The organism is Stenotrophomonas sp. YJH_SMC_105-26 (genome assembly GCF_059368915.1).
Map to the genome: position 1 here is coordinate 108,246 of NZ_JCAFSD010000011.1, position 17,716 is coordinate 125,961.

At 67.5% G+C, this 17,716-nt stretch carries 16 protein-coding genes and 2 pseudogenes; 15 read left to right on the forward strand and 3 right to left on the reverse strand.

Going from position 1 to position 17,716, the window contains the following annotated elements:
* Positions 1-98 precede the first annotated feature (98 nt).
* Complete coding sequence (locus tag AC5P7F_RS19210; RefSeq protein WP_197603040.1) at positions 99-2,180, forward strand: NHL repeat-containing protein; 2,082 nt, start codon at positions 99-101, stop codon at positions 2,178-2,180.
* Here AC5P7F_RS19210 and AC5P7F_RS19215 read toward each other — a convergent pair.
* Positions 2,158-2,565, reverse strand: coding sequence for a YciI family protein (locus AC5P7F_RS19215; protein ID WP_012479004.1), 408 nt, complete (start codon positions 2,563-2,565; stop codon positions 2,158-2,160). The two genes, AC5P7F_RS19210 and AC5P7F_RS19215, sit on opposite strands and share 23 nt — an antisense overlap.
* 736 nt (positions 2,566-3,301) lie before the next feature.
* Here AC5P7F_RS19215 and AC5P7F_RS19220 point away from each other — a divergent pair.
* The 13 genes and pseudogenes from AC5P7F_RS19220 to AC5P7F_RS19280 all read left to right on the forward strand — a co-directional run bounded on the left by AC5P7F_RS19220 (position 3,302) and on the right by AC5P7F_RS19280 (position 15,633).
* Complete coding sequence (locus AC5P7F_RS19220) at positions 3,302-3,715, forward strand: YciI family protein (RefSeq protein WP_014645771.1); 414 nt, start codon at positions 3,302-3,304, stop codon at positions 3,713-3,715.
* Between the two features lie 67 nt (positions 3,716-3,782).
* The gene (locus AC5P7F_RS19225; protein WP_014645772.1) at positions 3,783-4,205 is read left to right on the forward strand and encodes a VOC family protein; all 423 of its coding nucleotides are present in this window, start codon (positions 3,783-3,785) and stop codon (positions 4,203-4,205) included.
* Positions 4,206-4,241: 36 nt separating this feature from the next.
* Positions 4,242-4,652, forward strand: coding sequence for a VOC family protein (locus tag AC5P7F_RS19230; RefSeq protein WP_014645773.1), 411 nt, complete (start codon positions 4,242-4,244; stop codon positions 4,650-4,652).
* Between the two features lie 23 nt (positions 4,653-4,675).
* Positions 4,676-5,032 (forward strand): DUF1428 domain-containing protein, encoded by a 357-nt coding sequence (locus AC5P7F_RS19235; RefSeq protein ID WP_014645774.1) that lies wholly within the window; start codon positions 4,676-4,678, stop codon positions 5,030-5,032.
* 45 nt (positions 5,033-5,077) lie between these two features.
* The gene (locus tag AC5P7F_RS19240) at positions 5,078-6,340 is read left to right on the forward strand and encodes a sigma-70 family RNA polymerase sigma factor (protein WP_197603042.1); all 1,263 of its coding nucleotides are present in this window, start codon (positions 5,078-5,080) and stop codon (positions 6,338-6,340) included.
* 106 nt (positions 6,341-6,446) lie between these two features.
* The gene (locus tag AC5P7F_RS19245; RefSeq protein ID WP_495204193.1) at positions 6,447-7,643 is read left to right on the forward strand and encodes a hypothetical protein; all 1,197 of its coding nucleotides are present in this window, start codon (positions 6,447-6,449) and stop codon (positions 7,641-7,643) included.
* Positions 7,634-8,734, forward strand: a complete 1,101-nt coding sequence (locus AC5P7F_RS19250; protein ID WP_014645777.1) for a hypothetical protein — start codon at positions 7,634-7,636, stop codon at positions 8,732-8,734. Before AC5P7F_RS19245 ends, AC5P7F_RS19250 begins: the two co-directional genes overlap by 10 nt.
* Positions 8,735-8,832: 98 nt before the next feature.
* Positions 8,833-9,519, forward strand: coding sequence for a hypothetical protein (locus AC5P7F_RS19255; RefSeq protein ID WP_049408541.1), 687 nt, complete (start codon positions 8,833-8,835; stop codon positions 9,517-9,519).
* Positions 9,520-9,535: 16 nt separating this feature from the next.
* A complete protein-coding gene (locus tag AC5P7F_RS19260; RefSeq protein WP_197603044.1) occupies positions 9,536-11,185 on the forward strand; it encodes a CsgG/HfaB family protein in 1,650 nt (549 codons plus the stop codon).
* Positions 11,186-11,415: 230 nt separating this feature from the next.
* Complete coding sequence (locus AC5P7F_RS19265; protein ID WP_032959265.1) at positions 11,416-13,065, forward strand: M28 family metallopeptidase; 1,650 nt, start codon at positions 11,416-11,418, stop codon at positions 13,063-13,065.
* A gap of 174 nt (positions 13,066-13,239) precedes the next feature.
* Positions 13,240-14,499 carry a sensor histidine kinase gene (locus tag AC5P7F_RS19270; protein ID WP_126411677.1) on the forward strand — a complete coding sequence of 420 codons (1,260 nt, stop codon included), beginning with the start codon at positions 13,240-13,242 and terminating at the stop codon, positions 14,497-14,499.
* Entirely contained in the window at positions 14,489-15,259 is a 771-nt protein-coding gene (locus tag AC5P7F_RS19275) for a LytR/AlgR family response regulator transcription factor (RefSeq protein ID WP_014645782.1), read from the forward strand. Before AC5P7F_RS19270 ends, AC5P7F_RS19275 begins: the two co-directional genes overlap by 11 nt.
* Before the next feature lie 33 nt (positions 15,260-15,292).
* A pseudogene (locus AC5P7F_RS19280) lies at positions 15,293-15,633 on the forward strand (hypothetical protein).
* A 39-nt stretch (positions 15,634-15,672) separates the two neighbouring features.
* Here the strand turns inward: AC5P7F_RS19280 and AC5P7F_RS19285 are convergent.
* Entirely contained in the window at positions 15,673-16,287 is a 615-nt protein-coding gene (locus tag AC5P7F_RS19285) for a hypothetical protein (protein WP_014645784.1), read from the reverse strand.
* 309 nt (positions 16,288-16,596) lie between these two features.
* Between AC5P7F_RS19285 and AC5P7F_RS19290 the strand changes: the two genes are divergently transcribed.
* A complete protein-coding gene (locus AC5P7F_RS19290) occupies positions 16,597-17,526 on the forward strand; it encodes an oxygenase MpaB family protein (protein WP_197603046.1) in 930 nt (309 codons plus the stop codon).
* 64 nt (positions 17,527-17,590) lie between these two features.
* On the opposite strand, the pseudogene AC5P7F_RS19295 reads toward AC5P7F_RS19290, so the two are convergent.
* Positions 17,591-17,716 (reverse strand): annotated as a pseudogene (locus AC5P7F_RS19295) (IS110 family transposase); the annotation flags it as partial.

The following is a 17,716-nucleotide window of genomic DNA, read 5'->3' on the forward strand; positions in this document are numbered from 1 at the left end:
GAATTCTGGCGTTCAGCCGCACAATCGGCCGTGGCGGATCGCACGCGCAGCGTCTATTGTCGGTGCCTCTTCAGACAGCAGGCAGGCAGCGCAGCACGATGGCACGGTGGCAATGGATGGCGGCAGGCGTAGCGTTGGCGACGGTAGTGGCATTGGCTGCGACCTGGTGGGAGACACCGCTGCATACGCTGGCTGAACCGGCGGGTCCGGCTCCGACGCCGTTGGCGTGGACCGCGCAGATCGAACCGCTGGCCGGCGATGGCCACCCGGGTGACCGTGATGGCGCGTCCGCGCAGGCACGCTTCGCCGATCCGTACGCGTTGCTGCGCAGTGCCGATGGCAGCGTCTATTTCACCGATGCCGGCGACAACAACCGGATCCGTCGCCGCCTTCCCGATGGCCGCGTTGAAACGGTGGCCGGGCAGGGCGAGGGACGTGTCGATGGCCCTGCACTGCAGGCCAGTTTCAACACGCCTTCGGGCATTGCCGCCGACGCGCAGGGCAACCTGTATGTGGCCGACACCGGCAACCATGCGATCCGCCGCATCAGCACCGATGGCCAGGTGACCACGCTGGCCGGTGGCGAACAGGGCCACGCCGACGGCCCTGCCGCGCACGCGCGCTTCGATGCGCCGATGGGCATCGCCGTGGATGCGCAGGGCCAGGTTTACGTGGCCGATACGTTCAACGATCGCATCCGGGTGATCGGTACGGATGGCAGCGTGCGCACCCTGGCCGGTGGTGATCGGCCGGGCCTTGCCGATGGCGTGGGCGCCGCTGCGCGCTTCGATACGCCGGTGGCGCTGGCCTTCGACGCGCAGGGCGCGTTGCTGGTGGCCGACCTGTTCAACAACGCCGTGCGCCGGGTGGGTGCCGATGGTACGGTCAGCACCGTGGTCGCCGCCGGTGGCGTGATCAATGGGCCGCTGTCGTTGGCCACCACCCATGACGGCGTGCTGTACGTGGGTGATCTCGATGGCCGCATCGTGCAGGTGACGCCGCAGGGCCATCAGATCGCGCTGGTCGGCAATGGCCGCCTGCCGCGCCTGGCCCGCCCCAGCGGATTGGCGCTGGATGCCGATGGCAGCGTGCTGGTGGCCGACGCCGCCAGCTACCGCCTGCATCGCCTGCGCCCGCTGCCGGTGGGCGACCTGCCGGCACCGGCACTGGTCGGCCCGGCTGCCGATGCCGCGCTGCCGAAGACCGGGGGCCGTTGGCCGCTGGCACCGCAGGACGGCTGGCACGAAGTGGTCGGCACCCTGGGCGAGGTGCGCGGCAACTTCACCGGTGAGAGCCGCCACCACCTGCATGGCGGCTTCGACGTGCGCGGTGATGTGGGCCAGACCGTGCTGGCGATCGCCGAAGGCAAGATCAGCAGCCCGGTGGCCGCCTGGAACCTGGGTGAGCAGGCCGAGGGCCTGGTCGTGGATCGCCTCAAGTACATCCACATGCGGGTCGGCCGCACCCCGCGCGACGAACCCTACGATGCGCGCTGGCAGGCGCTGTACGACGAGCAGGGCAGGCTGGAGCGGATGCGCGTGCGCCGCGGCATGCGCATCCACGTCGGTGACCGCCTGGGCAGCATCAACAACCAGGCGCACGTGCACCTGGCGGTGGGTACCGGCGGCTTCGAGACCAACGCGGTGGCGCTGGGCTTCCAGGGCTACGCCGACCACTTCGCGCCGCGCATCACCGATGTGGCCCTGCTGGACGACAACGACCAGCCGATGGCCGCCGGCAGCGATGGCGTGGTGATGGTGGCGCGCCAGGGCCGCGGCGTGCAGATAGTGGTCGAGGCCTGGGACCAGGTCGACAACAACCTGCCGCGCCGCCGCCTGGGCATGTACCAGGTGGGCTACCAGATCCTCGACGCCGGTGGCCGAGCGCTGCAGGGCTACGAACAGCCGCGCTGGAACATCGTGTTCAACCGCATGCCGCCGCAGAAGGAAGCGGTGCGGGTGGCCTACGCCCCCGACAGCGGCATCACCGTGCACGGCAGCGCGGTGACCCGTTTCCGTTACCTGGCCACCAACACCGTGCGCGATGGCCTGATGGAAACCGGGCGCTGGCAGCCGGCGGCGCTGCCGCCGGGCGAGTACATCGTGCGCGCCAGCGTGCGCGACTACAGCGGCAACGAAGGCGTCGGCCCGCGCGAGATCAGGGTACGGCTGCTGCCATAGCCGCAGCCGGGGCGCCGCAGCGTTCGCGCTCGGCGTCCATGTCTTCCAGCGGCCGCACTTCAATGCTGCCGAAGCGCGCCCACGGGAAGTCGCGGGCGATGCGCATGGCTTCGTCGCGGTCGCGGGCGACGATCAGGTTGAAGCCGGCCAGCAGTTCGCGCGTTTCGGCGAACGGGCCATCGAGAACACGGCTGTTGCCATCACGCACGCGCAGGGTCTGTGCAGTGTCGACCGGCTGCAGTTTCTGCGCGGCCAGCAGCGTGCCTTCGGCCTGCAGCTTGTCGGCGTGGGCCAGGCAGTCGCGCATCAGCGCGTTGAATTCTTCGATGGGCAGGGCCTGCAGCAGGGCAGGCTCGATGTAGATCAGAAGCAGGTACTGCTGCATGGCACGGTCCTGGCGGGGGCGGGGTGTCCATGATGGCGCAGGTTTGCCCGCCGGCATGCTGCAGCGCGAAAGGCCGCCTGCGGCGGGCGATCGGCGAACGGCGGAGCCCCTCCGTGGTGGGGTGGGTGGGTCGCTGAAAGCGGGTTTCCTGAGGGTGGGCCTGGCGGGCGCGATTGGCGGGGACGCCGTGAATCCGTCCCTGGAGGCTTAGCCGCGCCATCCATGGCGCGGATACCCCGCCAACCCCACCCGCCCGGCCCCAGACAGATTCCGGCGGCCGATCCACCACGGGAAATCAACAAGCAAGAGCAAAAGCGGGTCGCTTCGCTCGCAAAGCCGAGCCCGCCAGCCAACCGCCTTTGCTGTTGCTGTTGCTGTTGCTGTTGCTGTTGCCTTTTCTCTTGATCTTCCCGTGGTCGGTACCGGAGGCAGGAAACTGTCCAGGGTCGGGTGGGTAGGCGGGGCGGGGGTGTCCGCGGCATGGATGCCGCGGCCAAGCCCCCAAGGATGGGTTTACGGCGTCCCCCGACCCGCCTGCCCACCCGGCCCAACCCATGAACCCGCGCTTTCAGCGACCACCCACCCCACCACGGAGGGGCTCCGCCGTTCGCCGACCTCCGCCGAAGGCGCGCTTTCCACGGAAGAAATAATTTTCAGAGGACGTGTCGATTCCCAGCCCCCTGGTTCGTTGTACCCAATGAAGGGCACGCACCACGCGTCCCCACGGGAGACCGCAATGAAAGTGATGGTGATCGTGAAGGCCAACGCCGACTCCGAAGCCGGCCGCATGCCCAGCGAACAGGAACTGTCCGAAATGGGCGCCTTCAACGAACAACTGGTGGCCGCCGGCATCATGCTGGCCGGTGAAGGCCTGCACGCCACCCAGCGCGGCCGTCGCATTCACTTCGGCGGCGGGGCACCCCAGGTCGAGGCCGGTCCGTTCGGTCCTGCCAGTGAACAGATCGCCGGCTTCTGGCTGTGGGAGGTGCGGTCGCTGGACGAAGCGGTTGAATGGGCCAGCCGCGCGCCGTTCGGCAGTGGCGGCACGCTCGAACTGCGTCCCTTGATCTCCGCTGAAGACTTCGGTGAAGCCTTCACCCCCGAATTACAGCAGCAGGAACAGCGTCTGCGTGCACAGCTGGAAGGTTGACCCGATTCATCTCCACGCCGGGCACGACCCGGCGCTACCGCCCTGAACCACATCACGGAGTATTGCCATGAGACTGATTCCCTTCCTCGGCTTCAGCGGCCAGGCCCACGAGGCGATGGCGTTCTACGCCAAGGCACTCGGTGGCCAGGTCACTTCGGAAATGAAATACCGCGACATGCCGCCCTCCGATGGCTCGCCGGGCTGCAACGAGATGCCGCCGGAAACCCTGGACCACGTCGCCCACAGCCAGCTGGAGATCGGCAACGCCATCGTGATGGCGGCCGACGGCCCCGGCGGCGGCGAGGGTGGCTCGACCACCATCAATGTTGATGTCGACAGCATCGAAGAAGCCGAACGCGTGTTTGCCGCGCTGGCCGAGGGGGGCCAGGTGCAGATGCCGATCGCCGAAACGTTCTGGGCGCACCGCTGGGGCATGCTGGTCGACCGCTATGGCAAGCCGTGGATGGTCAACTGCATGAAGCAGCCCTGATTCCTCTCTTTCTTTCATCCACAAGGAGCTTCACCGATGAGTGCACCGCAACCGCAGATGATCTTCGTCAACCTGCCCGTGCAGGATCTGAACGCGTCCAAGACCTTTTTCGCAGCGCTGGGCTACAGCTTCAACCCGACCTTCACCAATGACGATGCCGCCTGCATGGTGATCAGCGAGAGCATCTTCGTGATGCTGCTGACCCAGCCGTTCTTCAAGCAGTTCACCACCAAGCCGATCGCCGACGCACGCAGCCAGACCGAGGTGATCACCTGCCTGTCGGCGGACAGCCGCAAGGCGGTGGACGTGATGGTGGACAAGGCTCTGGCGGCCGGCGCCAGTGAACCGCAGCCCGCGCGCGACTACGGTTTCATGTACCAGCGTGGCTTCCAGGACCTGGACGGCCATCTCTGGGAAATCGCACACATGGACGGCGAGCCGGGCTGACGGCCGCCGCAGGGAGAACCCGCATGGCTTACGTGGACGCTTACGTGCTGCCGTGCCCGCAGGACAAGGTGGCGGCCTACCGCCGCCTTGCCCGCAAGGCCGGCGCGGTGTGGAAGGACCATGGCGCGCTGCAGTACATGGAATGCGTGGCCGACGATGTGGAACCGGGCAAGAGCACCTCGTTCCCGCGCGCCGTCAAGGCGAAACCGGGCGAGACGGTGATCGTCGCCTTCGTGGTGTTCCGCTCGCGCGCGGCACGCGACCGCATCAACGCAAAGGTGATGGCCGATCCGCGGCTGGCGTCGCTGGGCCCGAAGGACATGCCATTCGATACCCGGCGCATGTTCTGGGGCGGTTTCAAGCCGATTGTTGAAGCGTGAGCTGCGGCGCTTGTGCGGGCCGGGCGTGCGTGCTGTGATCGGCGCATGCTCGAGCCCGCACTGACGCAGCGTCTGGAAACCCTCTGGCGGATGGAGTCGCCAGCGCTGATTGCGCGCCTGGCGCGGCTGCTCGGTGGCGATGTCGGCCGTGCCGAGGAGCTGGCCCAGGACACCTGGCTGGCCGCGCTGGAGCGTTGGCCGGAGCAGGGTATCCCGGACAACCCCGGAGCCTGGCTGATGACCACCGCGCGCAACCGTGCCATCGATGTGCTGCGCCAGCACCAGCGGGTGGCGCAGCAGCATGCGCAGTGGGGCGAGGAACTGCATCCGGCGGCACTGCCGGCGCCGGATGACAGCCAGGCACTGGAGGACGACCTGGGCGATGACCTGCTGCGGCTGATGTTCGTGGCCTGCCATCCCGTGCTGCCGGCCGATGCGCGGGTGGCACTGACCCTGCGCCTGCTCGGTGGCCTGACCACCGTCGAGATTGCACGTGCGTTCCTGCAGCCGGAGCCGACCATCGCCCAGCGCATCGTGCGCGCCAAGCGCACGCTGGCGCAGAAGCAGGTGCCCTATGAAGTGCCGCGCGCGGAGGCGATGCCGGAGCGCCTGGCCTCGGTGCTGGAGGCGATCTATCTGGTGTTCAACGAAGGCTATGCGGCCAGCGCCGGTGATGACTGGATGCGCCCGGCGCTGTGCGAGGAAGCGCTGCGGCTGGCCCGCATCCTGGCGCATCGGTTGCCGGTGCCGCCGGTACTGGGCCTGCTGGCGCTGATGGAACTGCAGGCCTCGCGTGCAGCGGCACGGGTGGACGCGCAGGGGGTGCCGGTGCTGCTGGACCAGCAGAACCGCGCGCGCTGGGATTGGCTGCAGATCGAACGTGGGCAGCAGGTGCTGGCGCGCGCATTGGCCATCGGTGGCGACCAGGATCCCTACGTGCTGCAGGCGCGCATCGCGGCCTGCCATGCGGCTGCGCGGCATGCTGACGCCACTGATTGGCCGCGTATTGCTGCGCTTTATACACAGCTGCTGCAGGTGCAACCTTCGCCGGTGGTGGCATTGAACCGGGTGGTGGCGATCCTGCGCAGCGACGGTGCCTTCGCCGCGTGGGCACAACTGCAGCCACTGCTGGTCGATCCGCGCCTGCGCGACTACGCGCCGCTGCAGGTGGTGCGCGGCGAGCTGCTGCAGGCACTGGGGCGTGAGCAGGACGCACGTGACGCTTTTGGCCAGGCCGCTCGGCTCAGCCAGAACCAGGCCGAGCGCGGACTGCTGCGGCAACGGGCGGGCCTGCCCCCCACGGACTGAGCCGACAAAGGCAGCACTTGTCGCCGGCCGCCTGAGCGGCTATGTTTCGCGCCCAGCGGACGCATCAGCGTCCGCGATCCGTGCGTATTGACCGAGGAGCGGTTGGATGTATTCAAGGACGAAGAGCGCATCGCGCGCTTTTGCGCGCCTGCTTGCCTGTGCCCTGTGCCTGGCCGTATGGCCGATGGCCGTGCAGGCTGCGGACAAATCACAGCAGGCCTATTGGGCCGGTTTTGCCTATACCGCTGACGCCGCCGCCGTGCAGGCGACCACCCCGCATGCGCACGCGGTGCTGGAACGGCGTGGGCTGGTCCCGCTGAACCAGACGCTGGCACAGTCGCTCAAGCGCCACGCACCGGCCCACCTGGAGCTGATCGACCAGCCGGTGGCGATGCTCGACGGCACCACCAGTGCCACCGTGCTGGCCGCTGCGCTGGATCGCGAGCTGGTCTCGGTCGAACCGATCGGCGACCAGTACAAGGTGCTGGTGGAAGTGGCGCTGCAGGCGTTGTTCGTCGACTTCCGCGAGCGCCAGGTGATCGCCTCCTATCCGCTCACCCTGCAGCGCATCGACGTGCAGGACTACCGTCCGGACAACGACGATATCGACGCGATCGTCGCCGATCTGCTGTACGGCGGTGCCGATACCAGCCTGTCGCAGGTACTGGCGGCCAGCCTGGCGCAGGCCCGGCTGCCCGATGCCGCCGTGCGTCGCCTGCAGGTGGGCGGGGTGACCCTGTCCGACGCGGCACGCGCCAAGCTGCCCGATCCGAAGTGGGAAGCACCGCTGCGTGCCACGCTTGCGCACGAACTGTCCAAGACGCTGTCGTCCAACACTGGCGTTGGCCTGCTGCCGCCGGCCTCGGGCCAGGCGATCGGCGGTGCGATGGCCGCCCGCTTTGCCGACGGTAAGGTCTACCAGCTGAAGATTCCCGAACCCGACTACGTCATCCAGCTGCAGGTCGATGCACTGAAGAACGGCGTGATCGAGGAAACCCCGGCGATGAAGACGATGCTGTTCGGCGCCTTCTTCACCGCCAAGGTGAGCGAGCCGTTCTCGGGCAAGGTCTATTTCGAACAGCCGCTGCGCAAGGGGGCCACCAAGGTGGTGCCGGTCACGCAGTGGCAGGTCGACCAGTGGTCGGCCAGCTACGAAACCCTGCTGGCCGGCTTCGACGCCTTCGCCGGCGCCGCCGCCAAGCGTGCCGATTCGCGCGCCTGGCTGGACGAACAGAAGCCGGGCGGCCGCCCGTTGCAGCAGCAGACCCAAGCCCTCCAGGAGTTGATCAAGTCATGTCGTTGATGCGTACCATCCTGCTCATCCTCATCGCGCTGGCGGTGGCCTCGCCGGTCGCTGCGCAGACCGCGAGTTCGCGCGGTACCGGCTCGGCCAGCTACGGCCTGCGCCTGAGCGCCGATACCCGTGCCCAGGCCCTGAACAAGGCCAAGGTCAATGCCCTGGAGGCGTACATCGCCGAAACCGGTGCGGCCAAGCTGCGCCTGTTCGAGGCGCGCCGCGCCGAGTTCATCGGCGAGATCGACCGCTACGTGCTCAGCGCCGTGCAGCTGTCGGACACCGAAGACAAGAAGGCCAAGACCTACAGCGTCACCGTCCGCGCCGAGATCAACACCACCCTGCTGCAGACCAAGCTGGATGCGGGTTCGGCCGTGGCCGGCGCCACCGCTGCGCAGCGCTCGCTGCTGACCTTCCTGTTCATGGCGCGCTCGCAGGACACCGTGCAGTCGTTCCAGGACAAGGAATACCGCCGCGTCGACGCCAGCAGCAGCTACAGCGAGAACACCCGTGAAGGCGACAGCTTCCGCGGCAACTCGGTCAGCACCAACGGCAGCATCAACCAGAACGGTTCGGTGTCGGTCACCAGCGGCGGCAGCACCACCGCGCGCGCCGACAACATCACCTGGAAGGTGGCCAACGCCGCCGAAGTCAACACCGCGATGACCGGTGCCTTCAGCGCCGCCGGCTACGAGGTGGTTGAAGCCGAGTACGTGGAAGGCGAGTCGCGCGGCCTGCTCAGCATCGAGCGCATCCGCAAGGACTTCAGCACCGGCAACGACCTGGCCCCGGCCACCCTGCGCGACACCGCCAATGGCATCCGTGCGGCCAACATCCCGTACATCGCCGTCGGCACCCTCGACGTCGGCATGCGTGACCGCGATCCGGCCAGCGGCAACACCCGCGTGTTCGTCACTGTCACCGGCAAGGTGCTGGACGTGACCGGTCGTTTCCCGCGCACCGTGTCGTCGGTCGGCCCGGTGCAGTTCTCCGGCACCGGCCCGAATGAAACCGTGGCCCGTACCAATGCCCTGCAGCTGGCTGCCGAAAAGGCCGCCCAGCAGATGATCAACGAACTGAACGTCAAGGCGGTCCGCTGATCCGCCGCCCCGTTGGGTGCCGAGCTCGCTCGGCATCGCCCCTGGGTTACCGATTCCCCACGTGCCGCACGCGGCCGTTTCTTCCAAAGGACTCTCACATGATCCGCAATACCGCTCTTGCCCTGGCCATCGCGGCCGCCACCCTGTCGATGCCGGCCCATGCCGGCCTGGGCAAGCTGAAGGACCTGGCCGGTGGCTCCACCGGCTCCTCCAGCAGCACCTCCAGCGCTGCTGCCCCGGACGAAGCCGCGCAGGAAGCGCTGGTGCGTCGTTTCGTCAGCTCGCAGTCGCACTCGCTGCAGGCCCAGACCTCGTTCGCCCGTGCCTTCGGCCTGGCCGAGCAGGTGCAGCTGCTGGAAGCCGAGCGCCAGGCGCTGTCGTCGGGTTCGGTCAGCGTCGATGCGATGAAGAAGTCGGTGTCGGTCAGCGAAGCCGCCCAGGCCGCGATCGACGAGCGCCAGGCCGCGCAGCCGGAGCTGAACGCTGAATCCAAGCAGCACTACGCCGAAGGCCTGGTCTCGCTGCTGTCCTCGGCTGCCGAAGCGCAGAAGCTGGGTGGCGAAGCCAGCAACTTCACCGCCGGCATGAAGAACCTGGGCGCCACCCAGATGGCTACCGTCGGCCGCAAGCTGGCCGCTGGTGCATGGGTGGCCAAGGAATCGCCGGGCTTCATCCAGGGCCTGTACGGTTCGACCAAGTCGGCTGTGACCTTCGCCAAGAAGAGCAAGGTCAAGGTGCCGTCCAACGCCGACTCGATGCTGGGCCAGCTGGACAAGATGAACTGATCCGAGGCGAATCCCCATGCGTACGACCTCCCGTTTGATCGGCCTGGGCCTGGCTGCCGCGCTGCTTGCAGCCTGTGGCAAGCAGGACACCCCGGCCGAAGCGCCCGCACCTGCCAAGGACAAGGCAACCAGTGCACTGGCCAGCAATGCGCCAGTGGAAGCAGCGCCCCTGCGTGGCACGCCGGATTTCGGCGGCACCACCCAGGTCGCGCGCGAGGCCGACGGCATCGGCAGCACCCCGGAACTGGCGGTGCTGGCGGCGTTGCAGTCGGCGGTGGCGCAGGTCAACGGCGTACGCGTGGCCAGCCAGATGCAGAGCCTGCGTGCAGGCCTGCATGTGGATGTGGATGACGAACACGTCGGCGATATCCGCGCCGACGCGTTCACCCAGCAGATGATCGCCGGCTCGCAGGGCGCGGTGCTGGGCTATGAAATCCTGTCGCAGGACGAAGTGCGGCAGCTGGATGAAGAAACCATCGCGCGCGTGCGCGCCAGCGACGAAGGCTGGAACTTCAAGGGTTCGGCCTCTGCCAGCGCGTCCGGCGAGGCCACGGCCAAGGGCGGCGGAGCCTCGGCCAGCGTCAAGGAGAGCTACGACGAGAAGGTCAGCGTCGATGCCAAGCGTGGCGCAAGCTCGTTCGATTCGGACGTGACCCACCGCAGCATGCGCAGCTACTGGAAGGTGCGCGTGCGTGCACAGATTGCCCAGTACCGTGCACCGGACGAGCAGGGCAAGCCGAAGATCGTGGTCGCGCTGCCGCGCACCAAGGCCGGCAGCTATGCCGTGGGCGATGGCCGCGTGAGTGCCGATGAAGTGGCCGACGCGATCCGCGCGCGCCTGTCCGACACGCTGACCCAGACCCAGCGCTTCATCGTGCTGGATCGCGAGTTCGGCGACGAACTGCAGGCCGAGATCGACCATATCAACAGCGGCAACGTGCGCCTGCAGGACACCGCACGCGTTGGGCAGCAGCTGGCGACCGACCTGATCCTGATCCCGACCATCGAACGCTTCGAGTACCCGCGCAGCGTGCGCAACCTGCGCATGTCCGACCGCCAGGTGACCTCGTACTCCGGTGGCGGCCGCATCACCCTGCGCCTGATCAACGCCACCACCGGCCAGGTGGTGATGTCCGACAGCTTCGACCACCAGCTGGCCTCGACCGGCCCGAGCACCCTGCCCCGCGTGGTCAACGGCCGCAACATGGCCGCGGCGATGATGGAATCGCTGTCGGGCCAGATCGGTACCACCATCGTCACCACGCTGTTCCCGGTGTCGGTGGTTTCTGTGGACGGTGACCAGGTGGTGCTGAGCCAGGGTGGCGAAACCCTGCAGGCCGGCCAGCGCTGGCAGGCCGTGCGCCTGGGCGAGGAACTGAAGGACCCGCAGACCGGCCGCTCACTGGGCCGCAGTGAACACCCGTGCTGCACCATCCGCATCGACCGCGTGGCCGCACAGACCTCGTACGGCACCATCGAAGACGGCGTCGACGCGATGCGCGGCGGTTTCCGCCCGGGCCAGATCGAACTGCGCCAGAAGCTGGGCAGCAAGCCGGCCGCCGCCGCAGGTGCGACTGCCTCGGCCGCTCCCGCCGCCGCCGCACGCCCGGCGGCCAAGCCGAAGCCCAAGCCCGCTGCTGCCCCGGCCGAAGACCCGAACTGGTAACACCCTGAGGGGGTCAGATCCCTTTCCCGGCGGGAAAGGGATCTGACCCTTTCGTGTTTCCGTGCGTGTCGACCAAGGTCGACACCCACCAACAGCAGTGGGACCCCGCCTACCCTCAGGAAACCAGCTTTTGCTGTTGCTTCGGCTGTTGCCGTTGTTTCGGCAGGTGCAGGGCGCAGCCCTGGCGAATCCCATTACACTCCAGAAGGATTTCCCTGCTGGAGAGAGCAATGAAACGAGTGGTACTGGGCGTGCTGGCCCTGTCGGTGTCGAGCGCACTGATGGCGGCCACCCCGAAATTCGATGGCGCGCGGATCTCCGCCGACGTCAAGGAACTGGCCTCCGACGCCTACGAAGGCCGCTCGCCGGCCACCGCCGGCGAAGAAAAGACCATCGCCTACCTCAGCAGGCAGTTTGCCGACGCCGGCCTGCAGCCGGGCGGCGACCTCAAGGACGGCAAGCGCCTGTGGACCCAGGCCGTGCCGCTGCGCAAGGGCGACATCGTCGGCGCACCGCAGCTGGCGCTGCACCAGGGCGGCAAGACCCTGCCGCTGGAGCAGGGCAAGCAGATCGCCGTGCGCGCCGCCATGAACGGCGCCAGCAGCGTCGACATCAGCAAGGCCCCGCTGGTGTTTCTCGGCTACGGCGTGAAGGCACCGGAGCGCAACTGGGACGACTTCAAGGGCGTGGACCTGAAGGGCAAGATCGCCGTGGTGCTGATCAACGACCCGGACTTCGAAACCGGCCAAGGTGATTTCGACGGCAAGGGCATGACCTATTACGGCCGTTGGACCTACAAGTACGAGGAAGGCGCCCGTCAGGGTGCGCTGGGCGTGCTGATCGTGCACGAGACCGCACCGGCGTCGTATGGCTGGGCCACCGTGGCCGGCTCCAACACCAACACCATGTTCGACGTGGTGCGTGACAACCCGGCAGAAAGCCACCCGCTGCTGGAAGGCTGGATCCAGCGCGACCTTGCCGTGGAGCTGTTCCGCTCGGCCGGGCAGGATTTCGAGGCACTGAAGAAGAAGGCGCAGCAGCGCGACTTCACCCCGGTGCCGCTGACCGGCGCCAGCCTGGACGCGAAGTACGCGGTGAAGACCGAAGTGATCACCTCTCACAACGTGGCCGCGCGCCTGGAAGGCAGCCGCCATCCGGACGAGACCATCATCTACAGCGCGCACTGGGACCACATCGGCGTGGGCGAGCCGGACGCGCGCGGTGACCGCATCTTCAACGGCGCGCTGGACAACGCCAGCGGCACCGCCTCGCTGGTCGAGCTGGCCCGTGGCTTCGCCAAGGAGAAGCGCCCGCAGCGCTCGCTGCTGTTCCTGGCGGTCACCGCCGAGGAAAAGGGCCTGCTGGGTTCTGAGTACTACGCCACCCATCCGCTGTATCCGCTGGAAAAGACCGTGGCCGTGATCAACATGGACGGCATGGCGCCGTTCGGCCCGTCGCGTGACTTCGGCATCTACGGTGCCGCGCGCTTCGAGCTGCTGGACCAGCTGAAGGACGTGGCCAAGGGCTGGGATATCCGCTACACGCCGGACCCGAAGCCGGAAGCGGGCCTGTTCTTCCGCTCCGACCACTTCCCGTTCGCCAAGCGTGGCGTGCCGGCGCTGTCCTGGTCGGCCGGCCAGGACTGGGTGGACGGTGGCGTGGCCGCAGGCAGGAAGGCCTCCGAGGACTACACCGCCAAGCGCTATCACCAGCAGGGCGACGAGTGGCAGCCGGACTGGGTGTTTGCCGGTGCCGCGCGCGACCTGGAAGTGCTGTACACGCTGGGCAACCAGCTGGCCAATTCCCGCGATTGGCCGAACTGGAGCAAGGACGAGGCGTTCCGCGCCGTGCGTGACGCCAGCGCCGACCAGCGCAAATAACGGCGTCCGGTAGTGCCGGCCGCTGGCCGGCATTGCCGCCCCCGGAAACGCCGGGCCGTGCCCGGCGTTTCCATAACGGCTTCCATCCCAACTTTCCCGGCCTTCGTCGCAGCCTGCTTGCTTGCCCGGCGGGCCGCCCTATGCTCGGCTCACCCCCTTCCTCAAGGCGCCGCCGTGTTCGCCAGCCTCTCTCTCCTGATCCGCCACCTGCTGGCCTGGGCTGCCGCGCTGGTTGTCGCCGGCATGGTCTGGAGCGGCATCTTCAGTGGCATGAACGATGGCCCGGGCTGGATCTTCGGGCTGCTGGCGATGTTCCTGATCATTTCCGCGCTGGGCAGTGCCATCACCCACATCCGCCGGGTCTGGCTGGTGGCCGGTCGCCTGGATGCCACCACCCTGTCCGGCCGCCAGCGCCGCCAGATCGAACTGCCGATGGACGCGGGCCACGCCTTCTCGGTGGTGGAGGCGGCGATTTCCGAACTACCGCGCGTCGAAGACGTGGAAAGCTCGGCCGGCAGCCTGCAGGTGCGCGCCTATGTGCGCCGGGTCGACCTCTGGAACGGCCGCCAGCCCTCGCGCTGGAACCTGCCGGCGCGGCTGGCGATCAAGCGCAACAGCGTGCTGGCCACGGTCACGCCGGGGCAGGGCACCAGCACCGTCACCCTGCTGTTCGAACCCGATGCCGGCTGGTGGGCCGACCTGCTGGCGCTGGACGAAGGCAGCAACTACGAGAACGCCGAAGCAGTCACCCGTGCGATCAGCCGCCGCGTCGCCGACCAGCGCCGCGACGAACAGGCTGCGGCCGAACAGACCCAGGTGGAAAAGGAACTGTCGGTGGCACGCTTGAACCTGTTGCATGCGCAGGTGGAACCGCACTTCCTCTACAACACGCTGGCCAACGCGCAGGTACTGACCCGCACCGATCCGGCGCGTGCCGAACAGATGCTCGGCCACCTCATTCAATACCTGCGCAGCTCGTTGCCGCAGGTGGACGAATCGGTATCCACGCTGGGCGTGGAGCTGGACCGCACCCGCGCGTACCTGGAAATCCTGCGCATCCGCATGGGCGCACGCCTGGCGGTGGAAATGCAGGTACCGAACGAACTGCACGGCGTGCACCTGCCGGCGATGGCACTGCAGACGCTGGTGGAGAACGCGATCAAGCACGGCCTGGAACCCAAGCCCGGCGGTGGCACGATCTGGATACTGGCGCGCGGCTTCGATGACCACGTGACCGTGACCGTGGCCGACGATGGGCTGGGCTTCGGCCAAGGCACCAGCGGTACCGGCATCGGCCTGAAGAACCTGCGCGAGCGCCTGCGCCTGACCTGCGGCGAGCAGGCCGGCGTGGCGATCGTTGCCAACTTCCCCAGCGGCGTGGCCGCGACCATGACCCTGCCGCAGTCGCCCAAGGAGCGCAGCCATGCCGCTTGAAGCCCTGATCGCCGAAGACGAAGAACTGCTGCGGCAGTCACTGGTGGAGCAGCTGGGCCGGTTGTGGCCGGAGCTGAAGCTGGTGGCCGAGTGCGAGGACGGTGCCAGTGCACTGGAGCAGCTGGCCGAGACGCAGCCGGATATCGCTTTTCTCGACATCCGCATGCCCGGCATCAGCGGCATCGAGGTCGCGCGCTCGCTGTCCGAGCTGAGCCCGCGCACCCAGGTAGTGTTCGTCACCGCCTACGACCAGTACGCCATCGATGCGTTCGAGCAGGGCGCGATGGACTACCTGTTGAAGCCGGTCAGCGACGAGCGCCTGCTGGCCACCCGCGAGCGCATCCTGTCGCGGCTGCCATCAACGCGACAGGACGATGCCGTGCTGGAGCGCCTGCTGCAGCGGCTGGGCCCGTCGCAGGGCGCAGCGGAGCGCCCGCCACTGGCCTGGATCACCGCCAGCAACGGCCGCGAGACGCAGCTGATCATGCTGGAAGATGTGGCCTACTTCCGCGCCGACAACAAGTACACCACCGTGGTCACCGCTGCCGGCGAAAGCCTGCTGCGCACACCGTTACGTGAACTGCTTGAAGTGCTCGACCCGCAGCACTTCCGCCAGATCCACCGCTCCACCATCGTCAACATGAAGGCGGTGGCAGCGGTGAGCCGCGACGACACCGGGCGCGGCGTGCTGCGCCTGCGCGGGCGCACGGAGACGCTGGTGGTCAGCCAACCGTTCATGAGCCTGTTCCGCGGCATGTAGCCGCGCCGCAGCCTCCGCCACCAGGAGCATTGCATGCGTTTTTTCCTGCTTGTCGGCCTCGCCGCATTGGCGCTTGCCGGTTGCCGGAAGTCCACTGAAACCGCGATCACCAGAACCACTGCCAATGGCGTGGACACGCTGTACAGCAAGCGCACGGTAGTGGACGGCGTGGCGCGTTTCGAGTGCATGGCCAGCCGCAGCGGCCAGTGCCATTACCTGGTGCTGGACCCGGCCTGTCGTCCTGATGCCGCCTGTGCGAAAGCGCCGATACGGTCGTTCGCGTTGGCGGCCGGCACGACCCGGGAGTTCAGGGGCCTGCCGAAGGGCTTCGCCCAGTGCGTCAGCGAGGATCAGAACAATGCCACCGTGAGTGATCACGGTGGCATTGTGGCTCCCCCCGCTTCCCTGAAGGGTCAGTAGGCAGGCTGTAGTGTCAGGTCGTGGTGGTGCTCGTTCTCGCCCACGTGATTGAGGCGGCCGACCAGTTCGGAGTGCTGCTTCATGCGCCCGATCTCGGTCATGATGCGGATGTCCTCGTGGCGCAGCTCGCGCTTGGCGGTGACCGCCTGCTTGTAATCGAGCACTTCCGGGTAATGCTCGGCCAGGTCCAGTGCCTCGGCCACGTGCTCGACGCTGTCGGCCTTGGAGCTGATGCGTGCGCGGCTGTTGAACGCCTTCATCCAGCGCTCGAAACCGGCCTGCTGATCGAACATGTTGGCCATGAACCAGATCACGAACAGGATCGAGACCCACGAGCCAAACACGACTACCACGCGGGTGAACGTGATATGGAAGTCGTCGCGCCAGAGGTAGTTGGCGATCAGGCCAAGAATCAGCAGCGAGGCTGCCTGCCAGCCGACGATCGAGGCGATCAGCCATTGGCACTTGGCCTGGGCCAGCACCGCGACTTCATCGCGGATCTGCTGCTCGCTGAGATTGCGCCAATGCGCGACCTGTTTATCGAACGGGCTGCTGTAGAGCTCGTTGTCGCGAAGCAGAATTCCCAAACCCTTGAACAAAGCAATCATGGCTGGCTCCTTGTGGAACGTGCGTCGATCAGCATTGGACGGTGTGGCGGTTCCAGTTCTAGCACTTCCAGCGAGCCGTGCAATGGGCGCAATGCCAAGCTGCGCAAGGGCTTTGCCTGAATCGGTGAATGTTGTTGCATCGCAGCATCGAGGGCGCTGCCTGCGACAGGATGTCGCAGGGTGAAATGTGCTGCGGCCGCACATGAAACCGTGGCTGAGTACGAAGACTCGCCGCCGCGGTCGTGATCGCCGAGAATCGGAGCCAACCGCGCAAGATGCGACTGTTCTTCCGTCTTTCTTGGACCTGTGATGCCGGCTCTGCTGCAGCGACTCTCCCGCCCCGTCACCGCGCCGATCCGGCGCTGGGTGCTGGAGGCCTTCCCCCGTGGCCAGAGCGGCATCGATTACGACCAGCCGCTGGGTGACCCGGGTTGGTTTGGACCCGACAGCGTGACCTGGCGCCTGCACGCCGAGTTCCCCTCGATGCTGGCCGGTGGCCTGTGCGCGCTGATGCTGCAGACCCTGCATCCGCGCGCGCTGGCCGGGGTCTACGATCACTCCAATTTCCGCCAGGACCTGGTGGGTCGCCTGCGTCGCACCACCGCGTTCGTTGCCGGTACCAGCTACGCGCCCACCGGCGAGGTGGAGGCGCTGGTGGCCAAGGTGCGCCGCATCCATGCACGGATCCGCGGCCAGACCGCACAGGGCGAACCCTACGCCGCCGATGATCCGCAGCTGCTGACCTGGGTGCATGTGACCGAGGCGTTCGGGTTCCTTCAGGGCTTCCGCCGGTACGGACGGGAGGTGCCGGCACACGTCGCCGACCGTTACTACGATGAGTACCGCTGCGTGGCCGAGGCACTGGGTGCGGTGGACGTGCCGCGCAGCGAAGCGGAAGTGGCGGCGTACTTCTGTGCGCGGCAGCCGGAGCTGCGCGTCGACGAGCGCTCGCGCGAGGTGCTGGAGGTGCTGTCCGGCGTGCGCCTGCCGGTACCGGTGCCGGGGCTGTCGCGCGAAGTGTTCCTGGGTGCAGGCGCGGCACTGCTGCCGGACTGGGCCGAAGGCATGCTTGAACGCAGTGGCCGTCAGCGCGCGCAGGCCGCCGCGTCGGCGAAGCTGATGCAGGGCATGGCGCCGCTGTTCCGCCGTGCGTTGCCCGATGGCCTGGCCAGCCGCGCCTGTGCGCGCATGGGCGTGCCGGTGTCGGTGCTGCGCGAGTGGCCCACCGTTCCCCGGTAGGTGCCAACCTTGGTTGGCACGCGTTGCGCGTGGTGCCGTAGGAGCCGCAGTAGCAACTGTCTTGTCAGGGGCAGCCGAGGGCCACCTCGGCGTCCCGCTTACGGGCGTTGAGGATCACCAGCATTTTGCGCATGACCGCCACGAGCGCCACCTTGCTCGCTTTGCCCTTGGCCTTCAGGCCAGCGTAAAA